Source organism: Empedobacter sp. EJD.6dd (assembly GCF_057369435.1).
The window spans coordinates 2,376,414-2,389,916 of the sequence record NZ_CM170667.1 but is presented as its reverse complement, the minus strand read 5'-3'; the positions used below and the strand labels follow the sequence as shown (position 1 = coordinate 2,389,916).

General features: G+C 30.2%; 14 protein-coding genes. 8 read left to right on the top strand and 6 right to left on the bottom strand.

Annotation, left to right across the window (positions count from 1 at the left end; all coding sequences use genetic code 11):
- The first annotated feature begins 26 nt into the window (after nt 1-26).
- From AC2I98_RS11300 to AC2I98_RS11275, 6 genes are all read left to right on the top strand, one after another.
- Nucleotides 27-773, top strand: a complete 747-nt coding sequence (locus tag AC2I98_RS11300; protein ID WP_486411783.1) for a lysophospholipid acyltransferase family protein — start codon at nt 27-29, stop codon at nt 771-773.
- Nucleotides 770-2,620: a M1 family metallopeptidase gene (locus AC2I98_RS11295; RefSeq protein WP_486411782.1), complete on the top strand. Its 1,851-nt coding sequence runs from the start codon at nt 770-772 to the stop codon at nt 2,618-2,620. The genes AC2I98_RS11300 and AC2I98_RS11295 overlap by 4 nt, the downstream gene beginning before the upstream one ends.
- A gap of 4 nt (nt 2,621-2,624) precedes the next feature.
- Nucleotides 2,625-3,098, top strand: a complete 474-nt coding sequence (rnhA, locus tag AC2I98_RS11290) for a ribonuclease HI (protein ID WP_486411781.1) — start codon at nt 2,625-2,627, stop codon at nt 3,096-3,098.
- Nucleotides 3,099-3,126: 28 nt separating this feature from the next.
- Entirely contained in the window at nt 3,127-4,041 is a 915-nt protein-coding gene (locus AC2I98_RS11285; protein WP_486411780.1) for a hypothetical protein, read from the top strand.
- Between the two features lie 421 nt (nt 4,042-4,462).
- Nucleotides 4,463-5,410, top strand: coding sequence for a radical SAM protein (locus tag AC2I98_RS11280; RefSeq protein WP_486411779.1), 948 nt, complete (start codon nt 4,463-4,465; stop codon nt 5,408-5,410).
- Nucleotides 5,411-5,439: 29 nt separating this feature from the next.
- Nucleotides 5,440-5,997 (top strand): 5-formyltetrahydrofolate cyclo-ligase, encoded by a 558-nt coding sequence (locus tag AC2I98_RS11275; RefSeq protein ID WP_486411778.1) that lies wholly within the window; start codon nt 5,440-5,442, stop codon nt 5,995-5,997.
- On the opposite strand, the gene AC2I98_RS11270 is transcribed toward AC2I98_RS11275, so the two are convergent.
- Nucleotides 5,937-6,566, bottom strand: a complete 630-nt coding sequence (locus AC2I98_RS11270; protein ID WP_486411777.1) for a hypothetical protein — start codon at nt 6,564-6,566, stop codon at nt 5,937-5,939. The two genes, AC2I98_RS11275 and AC2I98_RS11270, sit on opposite strands and share 61 nt — an antisense overlap.
- Nucleotides 6,550-7,629 (bottom strand): hypothetical protein, encoded by a 1,080-nt coding sequence (locus AC2I98_RS11265; protein ID WP_486411776.1) that lies wholly within the window; start codon nt 7,627-7,629, stop codon nt 6,550-6,552. Before AC2I98_RS11265 ends, AC2I98_RS11270 begins: the two co-directional genes overlap by 17 nt.
- Before the next feature lie 309 nt (nt 7,630-7,938).
- On the opposite strand from AC2I98_RS11265, the gene AC2I98_RS11260 reads away from it, so the two are divergent.
- Both AC2I98_RS11260 and AC2I98_RS11255 read left to right on the top strand, forming a co-directional pair.
- Complete coding sequence (locus tag AC2I98_RS11260; protein ID WP_486411775.1) at nt 7,939-8,196, top strand: hypothetical protein; 258 nt, start codon at nt 7,939-7,941, stop codon at nt 8,194-8,196.
- Nucleotides 8,197-8,224: 28 nt separating this feature from the next.
- Complete coding sequence (locus tag AC2I98_RS11255; RefSeq protein WP_486411774.1) at nt 8,225-8,443, top strand: hypothetical protein; 219 nt, start codon at nt 8,225-8,227, stop codon at nt 8,441-8,443.
- 65 nt (nt 8,444-8,508) lie between these two features.
- Here AC2I98_RS11255 and AC2I98_RS11250 read toward each other — a convergent pair whose 3' ends face one another.
- The 4 genes from AC2I98_RS11250 to AC2I98_RS11235 all read right to left on the bottom strand — a co-directional run bounded on the left by AC2I98_RS11250 (nt 8,509) and on the right by AC2I98_RS11235 (nt 13,503).
- A complete protein-coding gene (locus tag AC2I98_RS11250) occupies nt 8,509-9,558 on the bottom strand; it encodes an NAD(P)-dependent alcohol dehydrogenase (protein WP_486411773.1) in 1,050 nt (349 codons plus the stop codon).
- A 3-nt stretch (nt 9,559-9,561) separates the two neighbouring features.
- Entirely contained in the window at nt 9,562-10,374 is an 813-nt protein-coding gene (locus AC2I98_RS11245) for a hypothetical protein (protein ID WP_486411772.1), read from the bottom strand.
- Between the two features lie 92 nt (nt 10,375-10,466).
- The gene (locus tag AC2I98_RS11240) at nt 10,467-11,309 is read right to left on the bottom strand and encodes a hypothetical protein (protein ID WP_486411771.1); all 843 of its coding nucleotides are present in this window, start codon (nt 11,307-11,309) and stop codon (nt 10,467-10,469) included.
- Between the two features lie 79 nt (nt 11,310-11,388).
- A complete protein-coding gene (locus AC2I98_RS11235) occupies nt 11,389-13,503 on the bottom strand; it encodes a prolyl oligopeptidase family serine peptidase (protein WP_486411770.1) in 2,115 nt (704 codons plus the stop codon).

Below are 13,503 nucleotides of genomic sequence, written 5' to 3'. Positions count from 1 at the left end.
TATCTTTACCCAACTAAACCAATTCAATGAAATACATCAAAGGATTTTTTGTGCTCATCTGGCGCATTTGGATGATTTTATTAGCCGCAATTTATGTGTTAACAATTGGCGTTTTCATCGTGTTACCATTGGCAAATTTCGATAAAACATTTCCTTATATCTACCCTTTTATTCGTTATTGGGGAAAGTTTGTTTTGTATGGAACTGGATTTCGAATTGATTATAAAAAACTTGTTCCACTCGATCCAAAAGAAAATTATATTTTTATAGCTAATCATACTTCGGTGATGGATATTATGTTGATGCTAACCATTCTAAAACATCATCCAATTGTGTTTGTTGGCAAGGCAGAATTGCTTAAAATCCCTATCTTTGGACGAATATTCGAGCGAATTTGTATTCCAGTCGACCGAAAAAGTGCTCGTAGCAAAGCACAAGTTTATCCCGAAGCAAAGAAAAAATTAGACAAAGATCTTAGTATCTTTATTTTTCCGGAAGGTGGAGTTACGAATGGAAAAGAATTTGAAATTTATTTGGATCCTTTTAAAGACGGAGCATTTAACATCGCGATTGAAACCAAAACACCTTTGGCTGTTATTGCTATTCATGGATTAAATAAAATGTTTCCGTTTAATTGGTTTAGAGGATATCCAGGAAAAATAAAAGTTCGATTATTAGCTACTTTCGACACCAAAGATTTAGACGTTAAAAAAGATAAAGTGGCACTGAAAGAAGCTGCTTTCAACACAATATTAAAAGACTTAGAACAATGAAAAATTTAGTTTATGTTGCAATAGGAACTGCATTAACGCTGGCAAGTTGTAATAAACAAACTTCATCATCTACCGAAATAGAAGCAAAGGATAATCAAACTTTTGCTGATTTAGATAAAGCTCGCATCAAACATTTGAGTTTGGATATCGAAACTGATTTTGATACACATCAAATAAAAGGTTCGGCGGCTTATACATTCGAAAATAATCAAGCAAAACAATTGATTTTAGATACCGAAAAACTAACAATTGATTCAGTTTTATTAGCGAATGGTCAAAAAACGACATACAAATTAGGTGAAAAAGATTCAATTAAAGGTCAAGCCTTAATCATTGATGTTACGCCAAATGATACAATTGTAAAAGTTTTCTACAAAACTTCGCCTGATGCAAATGCTTTACAATGGTTAAATCCGCAACAAACACACGATAAAAAACATCCGTTTTTATTGTCTCAAGGACAAGCAATTTTAACACGTTCTTGGATTCCGATTCAGGATACACCAAGTGTTCGCCTTACGTATGATGCAAAAGTAAAAACGCCAAAAGATTTGTTGCCTTTGATGAGTGCAATCAATCCGAAAGAGAAAAATGCAGAAGGAGTTTACACGTTCAAAATGCCTCAACCAATTGCACCTTATTTGATTGCTTTAGCTGTTGGTGATGTACAATATCAACCGATCGATAACAGAACGGGTGTTTATGCAGAACCTGGATTATTGAAAGCTGCCGCTTGGGAATTTGCTGATATGGGAAAAATGGTAACTGCTGCAGAAAAATTGTACGGAAAATATCCTTGGGAACAATTTGATGTATTGGTTTTACCTCCTTCATTTCCGTTTGGAGGAATGGAAAATCCGCGTTTAACATTCGCAACACCAACTGCAATTGTAGGTGATCGTTCGATGACGAATTTGATTGCACACGAATTAGCGCACTCTTGGTCTGGAAATTTAGTAACGAATTCTACTTGGGATGATTTCTGGGTAAATGAAGGATTTACGGTTTATTTCGAGCGTAGAATTATGGAAGAATTAGAAGGAAAAGATTATGCAGATATGATTTCTGTGATCGGATTTCAAGATTTAGAAACTTCAATGAAAAATATTCCTGAAAAATATACTTCTCTTAAAGTTGATATGACAGGCGCTAATCCTGATGATGCTTTTTCTGATGTTCCTTATGATAAAGGTTACTTATTTTTGAAAATGTTAGAAGATAAATATGGACGAGAAAAATTTGATCAATTCTTGAATCAATACTTTTCTTCGCATGCTTTCCAAACGATGACAACAGAAAAATTTGTAGATTATTTGAAAGCTAATTTGACGAATGGTGACGATTCATTTGTTCAAGAATGGATTTACAATACTGGTTGGCCAAAGGATTTGAAAAAACCTACTTCAAAATTATTTGATTTAGCAGAAGCTCAGTTAAAACAAGATATCACTAACGGAAGAAATAAAATTGCGCCTAAAAAAGTTGCCATTTCTACGAAATCGACAAACGAATGGGTTCATTTTATTCGTCAAATCGACACGACTAAAAATACGAAACAAGATTTAGCTTATTTGGATGCGATTTATGATTTTACAAATTCTAAAAATCCTGAAATAGAAACAGCTTGGTACGAAAAAGCATTTTTAATGCATTATGATAAAGTCAATGCTAATGCGAAGGAATTCTTAGTAAATGTTGGTCGTCGTAAGTTTTTAGAGCCTTTATACTTAGCCCTTAAAGAATCTAATCAATTAGATTTAGCAAAAGATATTTACAAAGATGCACGTCCAAATTATCATTTTGTTGCGCGTCAAACAATTGATATCATGTTAAATTACAAACCATAAAAACATGGCAATTGTAGCATATACAGACGGTTCTTCATTGGGAAATCCTGGTCCTGGAGGATTTGGTTGCATTCTGTTGGAAACAGAGAAAAAAGTAAAAAAAGAAATTTCTCAAGGTTTTCGATTAACAACCAATAACCGAATGGAGTTGCTGGCTGTGATTACAGCTTTAGAAACACTAAAATTTACAAATACGGAAATTACCATTATTACCGATTCTAAATATGTGGTAGATGCAGTAGAAAAACGCTGGGTTTTTGGCTGGTTACAAAAGAATTTCAAAGGAAAGAAAAATTCGGATTTATGGCGACGTTTTTTGGATGTTTACAAAATTCATCGTGTAAAATTTCAATGGATAAAAGGTCATGCTGGACATCATTGGAACGAAGAAGCAGATAAATTGGCTGTTGCAGCAGCAAATGATCCTGCAAATTTTAAAGTAGATTCTTTCTTTGAAATTCATCAAAACGAAGAATAATTTCTACTTTTGTGAGGCAGAGAGAAAAATGAAAATGAAGACGTTGTGGAGATTTCTCCTATTACTTTTAATCACAGTTTATAGTTGTTCACCTAAAAAGGAAAAAGGTGATATGATCTACTTTAGTGGACGAATTGCGAATGCGCAAACAGATAGCATTTATATCTTATTGAATAATCGAGAAAAAGCGTTTGCTTTAGATTTTGATGGAAATTTTTCAGATACTATTCAATTAGTCGATGGAGGTTATAAAAAACTTTCTATCGAGCGAGAAGAGTTTCCTATATATCTTATTCCTGGTGATAGTTTAATTTTAAACACAGATTTAAAACAACTTGAAAATAATTTCAAATTCTCTGGAAAAGGAAAAAATAGAAACAATTATTTAGCTGAAAAAAGTTTTAAAACAGATAAATTCTTAACAGACAATACAGAATTATTCAAATTAGCTCCACCTGATTTCAAAAATCAAATCAAACGATTTCATCAGAAAATTTTTGATGAATTAGAAAAATTAGAAGTTAATGGATCATTCATTAAAACTGAAAAAACAAATCTTAATTACGATTTTATCAATTTATTGTACATGTACAAGGATTCTTATACGTATTACAACCCTGCTTCGCAACAATTACCTGTTAATTTCTTGACAGAATTGGATGATATCGATTTGGATAATGACGAAGATTATAGAACCTATCAAAGTTATCGTAATATTGTATTAACAAATTTGCAAGAAAAACTATATCAAGGAATTTCTGCTGATGCTTTGTTAGAAAATATCAAAAGTCAGTCAATTAAAAATGGTTTTATTAATTCGCTTATTTACGAATTAGATTCAAAAGACCCAAACAGTAAAGCAATTTATCAGGCAATACAAAAGCATTGTAATTATCAACCTTGGTTGGATGAAGCTGCAAAACGAATGAAAAAATTTAGTTAATAACTTAAAAAATCGCTTTCATATTTTGAAAGCGATTTTTTTAACATTTTTTATTCTACTGATATACAAAACCCTATAATTGATTTACGGTTTCCCGTATTTTCTTAGGCAACCTTTTACGCAAATTCGCATCTTTAATAGAAATCAATTAATAATGTCAAAGCCAAAAAGGATTCACAAGACTTACAAAAAGTCTATTTTTAGTAAAATGAAAGTAAAACCTGTTAATTTATTGCTTTTTACGGCAATTGCCTGTTTTATTTATGTTTTAGTTTTTCTAAATTAATTGAAATAAATATTCATAACAATCGTTTAGAGTATATTTGTAAGAATCTATATTATACTTTATTAACTCATGAATGTTTACAAGCTTTTAAAATTAAATTGGTTAATTAAAAATCATAGGATTAAATTTCTTGGAATGTATCTTTTACATAAAACAAATCAAAGATATATTGCTGTTAACTTTGATCCTGTTATGGCTTGTAATCTCCGTTGTAAAATGTGTTATTTTACAGATGAGAATTATGTAAAAAAGACGAAAGGAGTTTTTCCAAAAGAAGATTTGTCGATTTTGGCTGATAAGATGTTTGGTAGAGCACTCAAATTACAAATTGGTTGTGGTACAGAACCTACATTGTACAAAGATTTAGCTCATATTGTTACGCTAGGTAAACAACATAAAGTTCCTTATATATCACTTACGACCAATGCAAATCTACTAACCAAAGAAAAAGTAAAAGAACTTGTAAATAATGGATTAGACGAATTTACTATTTCTTTACATGGTGTGCACCAAAATTCTTACGAAGATTTTATGGGAAAAGCTTCTTTCGAAAAATTTCACGAAGCTCTAAAAGCAATTAAAGAAGAGAAAAAGAACAATCCTAATCTTATTCTAAGAATTAATTACACGTTTAATAAAGATAATTTTTTCGAATTAAAAGATTTCTTTTCTCTATATGGACAATATGATCCAAATATTTTACAAATTCGACCAATGAAAAGCATGGGCGATACAGAATATCAGGATACGGATATTTCAAGCCTAAAAAATCAGTATGATTCAATTCTAAATAACATTAAAATAGAATCTAAAAAAAGAGGAATGACTTTATTAGCAACCTCAACTTATCATGAATTAATGAATGCTACGAATGTTGAAAGTTTAGTCTACAATTATACCTATTGTTACATTAGACCTGGCTATACCTGGCAAAATGAATTTGACTATAAAAAGGATACTTTTAATGATTTTTCAAAAAAAATAGGTTTACCGAAAGAACTTCTAAGTCATGTTTTTTCAAGTCGAAAACAAATGGATCAACTTAAAACAAAAACATCTTTAAATTATAATATTATCGAATAAGCACTTAACTTCGTTTCAAATTCTATGAAATGACAAAAGCTGAGGCGAGAAAATATTATCGAACATTAAGGAAATCTTTCTCAAAAGAAGAAGTAACGAATTTGAGTTCTCAAATTTTTAAACACATCCAACAATTCGATTTTTCTACTGAGCAGACTTTCCATATTTTTTTACCCATCGAAAAAAATAACGAAATCAATACTTATCCAATTATTGATTGGTTATTTCAGCAGAAGAAAGATGTAATTTTACCTTTAGTTGTTGGTGAAGATATGATCAATTGTAAAGTTGAAAAAGGTGTTAAAACAACTCTTAATTCTCTTCATATTCCAGAGCCTATTCATTATACAGAAGTTGATTCATCAACCATTGATGTTATTTTTATTCCAATGTTTGTTGCCGATAAACAAGGAAATAGAGTTGGTTATGGTGGTGGTTATTATGATAAGTTTTTAGCAAGATGCAGACCTAATTCAAAAAAAATAGGTCTAACTTATTTTAGACCTATCGAACGTATTGATGACGCTTATTTCGGCGATTTTCCACTAGATTTTTGTATTACTCCGGAAGGAATTGAATCTTTCTGAATCGAATCTTTTCTATCATTTAATGTTTTAAAATAGAATTTAAATTCGCGTTGAAATTTTATCGGTTCTTGTTTCAAAACAAATATTCCAACATGATTATTCATTTCAATTAATTTTTTATCCGAATTGAAATAGTTAATTGTATAAGAAATTCTCTTTATCGAATCTGGTGTAATAGAATCTTTAGGTAAAATTGCAAATTTAGAAACTGATGTATACGTCACTTTTTTTGCACGAAGATCTCTTAACAACGAATAAATTTCTGTTGTATCTTTTTTCGGAAAATAAGACAATAACTGATCGCGCAATAAACTGTCTACCACCGTATCGCTTGTATTAGAAGCCAAAGCTGATAGTTCGTACAACTCACGTAGTTTTTGTTTTGCAATAAAATTTACAGCTTCTACAGAATCCATTTTACTACTGACGGTTGAAGCTTCGTTTTTATACCCTTTTATTGCTTCCGGGTTATAATCTCCTTTATATTTATCGTCTTTACACGAAAATATAATCCAAACACTCATTAGCAAAATCATGCTAAACTGAACCATTTTACTTATCGTTCTCATCTTGTTGGATTTTAAATTTTAATTTTACTATTTTACCGTTTTTTCTTTCCGATTCAATCAAAGAAAAATTCTTTAACGAAGTCGTAGGCATTGTAACCAAATTAATATATTGTTGTTTCGAAAGAATTTCTACACCAAAAAAATCATTGTCATACACTTGATAAATCAATGCATCATCGGCAATCATTTGATTTAATTTTGTGATACGTTGTTTCAGATCCTTTGCTGAATTTGAATAATAATACAGCATAATTTTATAATCATCAGGCTCTAATAAAAGCTTTTCTGGCTGATTGTATTGATGTAAATTAACCTTAAACGTATCTTGTTTATAATATGGAGAAGTGACAAACATTTTGATCGTATCTTTTTGAGATTCGAACTTAATACAACCTGTTTTTGTTGATAAATACAAAGGCGTAAAGCCTTCTCTAATAATTGTAACCTCAACAGAATTGTTAATTGCAGTTTGTCTATCCGAATCGACAAAACAAAACTCATATTCGCGCTGATCGAAAAATGAATAATAAACCGCTGCTCCAATTCCACTCAACAAAACTACCGCAGATGCAATAATCGAAATTAATTTCAATTTTGGTTTTTGTTTCGGATTTTTTTCTTGGTTATCTATTATTTCTTTTTCTATTGATGTAACTTCTTTTGGAATTTCGATTTCTAATTCTTCTGAAGTTATATTTTCTATCGGTAAATTTTCACTTTCTTCTGCTTCAATAGTCGATTCTGTTGTAGAATTTGTGCTAAATCGTTCATTTTTTTGTGTTTGAACAAAATGTGCCCAATTCTTAAAACCACAATATTGTGCCAAAAGATTCAGCATATCAATACGAGGAAGTTTCTTAAAATCTGACTTAAAATAGGTATAAAACCACTTTTCGCTTACGGTAGATCTGGTTTTATTGAATAAATCGTCCTGAAAAGTTGTAATTTCTTGACCTTTCCAATCGGAGATATCTTCGGATTGAGCAGAATTTTCTTCTAAAAATCGATTTGCGATCGTTTTTTTCAGAATTTCGAAAATTTCTATATCTGTAAATTTGCTCAAAAATTAAAATTTATAAGATTGGTTTTCAATGTTTTGTAAAATAAAACTTATTTTACAATTTATGTTTTAATACAAGTACAAATAAAATAATTTTTTTTATATGATACATTGTATTTCTTTATTAATGCGATGTTAAATGATTTCTGTTATTGTAAAATATTTGTTGAATATTAATTTGATCGATTACAATAATCTTACAACGATTTTACTTAGAAAAGCTTGAATGTCAGCTTAACTTTGATTCAATAAAATGATTAAAAACAAATCATCAAAAACTAAAATCAATTAAACATTTAAAAAATTAAAGTTATGAAAAAATTAGCATTAAACGTAATCGTATTAGGAGTATTCGGAACTGCATTTGGTTTATCTTCTTGTAATTTATTTGGATCGAAAGAAACAAAAACTGAAACAGAAGTTAAAAATGATACAATTACAACAATAGAAGATTCTATTAAAATAGATTCAATCGGAAAAGATTCAGTTGTAATCAAAGATTCTACTGTTATAAAAGAGCAACCTATAAAAGTTGAAACGACTACAACTACGACAACAGAGAAAAAATAATTTGTAGAGTAAATTTAATAAAAATCAAATGAAAAAATTAGCGTTATTCGCATTCGCAGCAATCACTTTTACTGCAATTTCTTGTAAACAAGAGCCAAAAGTAGGAGAACCAACAACTTTCGTTGAAGATTCTGTGATTGTTGAAAAAACTGAAGTTCCTGCGGCTGATTCTGTAGAAGGAGTTACTGTAGATTCTTCGAAAACTGTAAATCCGGCAGAAGTTTCTAAAGATTCTGTTGTGAAATAAAACTCGAAAACTCAACAAAAAAAATCCGCTTATAAAGCGGATTTTTTTTGTTTCTATATCTTAGATTAAGATTCTTTCAGCGATTTAATATCAATCACAAAACGATATTTAACATCAGATTTCATCATACGTTCGTACGCTTCATTAATATTTTGAATATCGATCATTTCAACATCAGAAACGATATTATGTTCTCCACAAAAATCTAACATTTCTTGTGTTTCTTTGATTCCTCCAATTAAAGAACCCGCTAAATTGCGACGTTTCATCACCAATAAACCTCCGTGAACAGCATCTAAAGGCTCGATAGCGCCAACCATACACATAGTTTTATCTAATTTTAATAATTGTAGATATGGATTAACATCGTGTTTTACAGGAATAGTATTCAATAAGAAATCAAATGTATTTTGATGCGCTTTCATTTGTTCTGCATCTTTCGAAATCAAAACCTCATCAGCTCCTAATTTCTTTGCATCTTCACCTTTCGATTCAGAAGTTGTAATCATCACAACGTGAGCGCCCATTGCTTTCGCGAATTTTACGCCCATATGACCCAAACCTCCTAAACCGATTACACCAACTTTATCGCCAGCTTTAACATTCCAATGACGCAAAGGCGACCATGTCGTAATTCCTGCACATAACAAAGGCGCAGCGGCTTTTACATCGATATTTTCTGGAACACGAAGTACAAAATCTTCTTCAACTACAATGTTTTCTGAATATCCTCCGTAAGTAATTCCGCCATGTTTAGAATTTTTAGAATTGTAAGTTCCTGTAAAACCATTTTCACAATATTGTTCTAAACCTTCGTCGCACGAATGACAATGTTGACAAGATTCTACCATACAACCTACTCCAACCAAATCTCCAACTTTAAACTTTGTTACTTCTGAACCAATTTCTTTAATTCTTCCAATAATTTCGTGCCCTGGTACCACTGGATAATTCGGTTTTCCCCAATCTCCTTTTGCTGTATGAATATCGCTGTGACAAACTCCACAATACTCGATATCGATAAAAATATCTTTCGGTGATAATGTACGTCGTTCTATTGTATGTGGTACTAAAGCATCTGTTTCGTTGAATGCTGCATATGTTTTTGTATTCATTATTTATTTAATTAAATATTTTCTTAATAATTCTGGTTTTAGAGCTTTATTATTATGACATTCTATTTTAACATTAATTTTAGGACCTAAAAATTGATTAAATTTTATACAATTATCAACTTGATAAAATTTATTATCTGATTTTAACAATAAGAATGGAATACTTTCTCCTGGTCCTTTAGTGGAAATCATTGCTGATGATAAAATTCCACCTACTGCTCCGTACATACCTCCAAGTGAGGCATCAGAAGTTCTTTTTACGGGAATAAATTCTGAATAAAAATAATCATCATTTTCATAATATATTTTTATAAATCGATTCATTACCGCAGGAATAGAAACTTTCATCACTTTAGATTCTAATTCATTTATACTTTTTAAGTTAAAATATAAATCTCCTTTATAAACTACTGCAAATGGTGTTTTTAATAATTGTTTCTTATTAATATTTTTAAATAACATTAAATCGTTTGCGTTATTGTAAACGTACTCTCCATTCTCAATTCCCTCAATATTTTCGTTAGAAGTAGGAATTTTATTATTCAAATCTTCTAAAGATTCATAAATTCCTTCAGGAAAAATATTTTTTATGAAATTTTGTTTTATTTCAGGAATATTCACTGAGAAATCTACTGAATCAAACTCTACATTTAAAACATCATCTTTACTAATAGAAATATTTGTAAAAGGATTATTTGGTTCCTTATATTCATAAAGATAATCACTAATTAGGATATCTTTAGCCAATATCTTATTACCATCATTCAATATTAAAGTTGCTTTTTTAATATATTGTCCAAAAAAAAAGTAGCACATAAAATAAATAATGTAAATAGTTTTTTCATTCAATAATATTTGTCATAAATATATTAAAAAATCCACCTGAATAATCAGATGGATTTTGAATATTAATTATTAATCATTTTTTTTCGAACATTCTCTATGTTATATTCATTTTTGTTTTCACAATCAAATGTTAAGTTTAATCGTGATTTAAAATATTCATTAAATCGTTTACAATTTTTAATTAAATAAAACTTTTGATCATTATTAATTAAAATAACTGGACGAAAATTATCTTTAGCTCCTACAGAAGCCATTATAGCACCACCTATTGCTCCTCCAACAGCTGCTCCAGCTATAAATGAACCTGAACTTTTCAAGGGCATATCTGTATAATAATAATTATCATTTTTATATTTAACGCGTACATATCTATTTATTGGATGCATTAATACAAAACTTGTTTTTGCTTCTTTCGATTCATTTTTATCTATTCCTTTAACTCCAAAATATAATTCATCTCTATAAACTATAGCAAAAGGATCTTTTAAAATTTTATCATTAGATTTAAACTTGAATGTCATCAAATCTTTTGGTCTTTCATATAAATTTTGACCTTCTTCTCTTCCAATGATTGTTTCTGTAGATGTTGGTTGTTTTTTATAAAAATCTTCAATCGTTTGATAAATACCTTCTGGTAAGTCATTTTCAAAAAAAACTTCTTTAATTTCAGGAACTTTCTCTGAATAATTTATAGAATCAAATTTTATATCTATTACATGTTTTATAGGAAGATTCTGTAATGTATAAGGGTTATCTTGTTCTGTGAACTGATACATTTTTCCTGAATAAATTACATCTCGAACTTCTAAAGACGTTCCATCTTTTAAGCTAAAAGTTGCTTCTTTTATATATTGTCCAAAAGAGAAAGTGGAACATAAAATAAATAATGTAAATAGTTTTTTCATTCAATAATATTTTTCATAAATATATTAAAAATCCACCTGAATAATCAGATGGATTTTTGAGTTATTATAATTGATTTTATTACTTCAATTTTTTGATTCCCATGTTCCATAATGTGAATGCATATTTATCAGCAGTTTCATTGATCACAACTTCTGTCGAACGACCAGCTCCGTGACCAGCTTTTGTTTCAATTCTAATTAAAACAGGATTATCACACGCTTGTTTAGCTTGCAAATTCGCAGCAAACTTGTACGAATGCGCAGGAACAACACGATCATCGTGATCACCAGTTGTAACTAATGTTGCAGGATAACAAGTTCCTTCTTTTACATTGTGAACTGGCGAATACGCTTTCAAGTAATCGAACATTTCTTTGCTATCATCAGCTGTTCCATAATCATATCCCCAACCTGCACCAGCAGTAAATGTATGATAACGTAACATATCTAAAACACCAACCGCAGGTAATGCTACTTTTGCTATTTTTGGATTAATAGTTTCTGTAGCTCCAACTAATAAACCTCCATTAGATCCTCCTGATAATGCAGTGAAATCTGGCGAAGTATAATTATTCGTTTGTAAATATTCTGCTGCAGCAATGAAATCATTAAAAACATTCAATTTATTAAATTGACGTCCTCCATCGTGCCATTTTTTACCATATTCTCCACCTCCACGTAGGTTTGGAACTGCATAAATACCACCATTTTCAATCCAAGCAGCAGTTGCTGGACTAAATCCTGGTGTTAAACTAATGTTGAATCCTCCATATCCGTAAACAATTGTAGGATTTTTACCATTTTTCTTCAAACCTTTTTTATACGTGATTATCATCGGAACCTTTATTCCATCTTTTGATGTATAAAAAACTTGTTCTGAAATATAATCTTCTGAATTAAATTTCACATTTGGTTTGATGTAAACATCCGAAGAGCCTGTTTCTACATTGTATTTGTAACTTGTAGAAGGTGTAATATAATTTGAAAATCCGAAATAGATTTCTTTCTCTGATTTTTTACCTCCAAATCCTGAAGCAGAACCAACTCCAGGTAATGTAATTTGACGAACTTTTGTTCCATCATATTTATATTGCTCTACAACCGAAATTGCATCTTTTAAGTATTTAGCAAATAAATAACCTCCTGCAGTAGAAACTGATAATACATTTTCTGTCTCAGGAATAACTGTTTTCCAAGCACTCTCACTTAAATCAGTAATAGTTGCTTTTACAACTTTATTATTTGGAGCTTTATTATTTGTAAAAATGTAGAACGTTTCTCCATCATTATCAATTACAGAAGTATTTGTATCAAAATTATTCACAATCGTTTTGATTGGACTATTTGCTTGAGACAAATCTTGGTAATATAATTCGTTTCCTGTTGTTGTATTTGCTGCCGAAATAATTAAAAATCTTTCGTCATCTGTTAAATAAGCACCAACATAGCGACGAGGCGTTTCTGCTCCACCAAAAATCAATTGATCTTTTTTCTGAGCTGTTCCTAATTTGTGGTAATATAATTTGTGTTGATCTGTTTTTTCTGATAATTCAGATCCTTTTGGTTTATCATAAGAAGAATAATAGAAACCTTCGTTTCCTTTCCAAGCTGTACCAGAGAATTTAACATCAATCAATGTTTCTCCAACTTGTGTTTTATCTTTTGCATTCAAAACGATTACTTTTCTCCAATCCGATCCACCTTCTGAAATAGAATAGGCAACTAAGCTTCCATCTTTTGAAAAACTTACATCTGCTAAAGAAACAGAACCATCTTTTGAAAATTTATTCGGATCTAAGAAAACTTCTTCAGCTCCATTTTCTCCTAATTTACGGTACAAAACTGAGTGTTGTTGTAAACCATCATTTTTGTAATAGTAAGTATAATCACCTTCTTTGAATGGTGTCGAAATTTTTTCGTAATTCCAGATATCTGTCAACGATTTTTTCAATTGCGCACGTAACGGAATTTCATTCAAATAAGCATACGTTGCTTTATTTTGTTCAATTACCCATTTCTTTGTATCCTCAGATAAATCGTTTTCTAACCAACGATATGGATCTTGTACTTTTTCTCCGAAATATGTATCAACGTGGTCAACTTTTTTAGTTTCTGGATACTTTTTCTTATAACTCTGTGCATTCACTCCTAACATAAGGGCAACATTAAATAAAATAAAAGCAGTTTTTTTCAT

Coding starts and splice junctions, on each gene's coding strand:
- AC2I98_RS11245 (WP_486411772.1), bottom strand. CDS start 10,374: ATGTGCTACTTTTTTTTTGGACAATATATTAAAAAAGCAACTTTAATA.
- AC2I98_RS11300 (WP_486411783.1), top strand. CDS start 27: ATGAAATACATCAAAGGATTTTTTGTGCTCATCTGGCGCATTTGGATG.
- AC2I98_RS11260 (WP_486411775.1), top strand. CDS start 7,939: ATGAAAAAATTAGCATTAAACGTAATCGTATTAGGAGTATTCGGAACT.
- AC2I98_RS11280 (WP_486411779.1), top strand. CDS start 4,463: ATGTATCTTTTACATAAAACAAATCAAAGATATATTGCTGTTAACTTT.
- AC2I98_RS11295 (WP_486411782.1), top strand. CDS start 770: ATGAAAAATTTAGTTTATGTTGCAATAGGAACTGCATTAACGCTGGCA.
- AC2I98_RS11275 (WP_486411778.1), top strand. CDS start 5,440: ATGACAAAAGCTGAGGCGAGAAAATATTATCGAACATTAAGGAAATCT.
- AC2I98_RS11255 (WP_486411774.1), top strand. CDS start 8,225: ATGAAAAAATTAGCGTTATTCGCATTCGCAGCAATCACTTTTACTGCA.
- AC2I98_RS11285 (WP_486411780.1), top strand. CDS start 3,127: ATGAAAATGAAGACGTTGTGGAGATTTCTCCTATTACTTTTAATCACA.
- rnhA (WP_486411781.1), top strand. CDS start 2,625: ATGGCAATTGTAGCATATACAGACGGTTCTTCATTGGGAAATCCTGGT.
- AC2I98_RS11270 (WP_486411777.1), bottom strand. CDS start 6,566: ATGAGAACGATAAGTAAAATGGTTCAGTTTAGCATGATTTTGCTAATG.
- AC2I98_RS11235 (WP_486411770.1), bottom strand. CDS start 13,503: ATGAAAAAAACTGCTTTTATTTTATTTAATGTTGCCCTTATGTTAGGA.
- AC2I98_RS11250 (WP_486411773.1), bottom strand. CDS start 9,558: ATGAATACAAAAACATATGCAGCATTCAACGAAACAGATGCTTTAGTA.
- AC2I98_RS11240 (WP_486411771.1), bottom strand. CDS start 11,309: ATGAAAAAACTATTTACATTATTTATTTTATGTTCCACTTTCTCTTTT.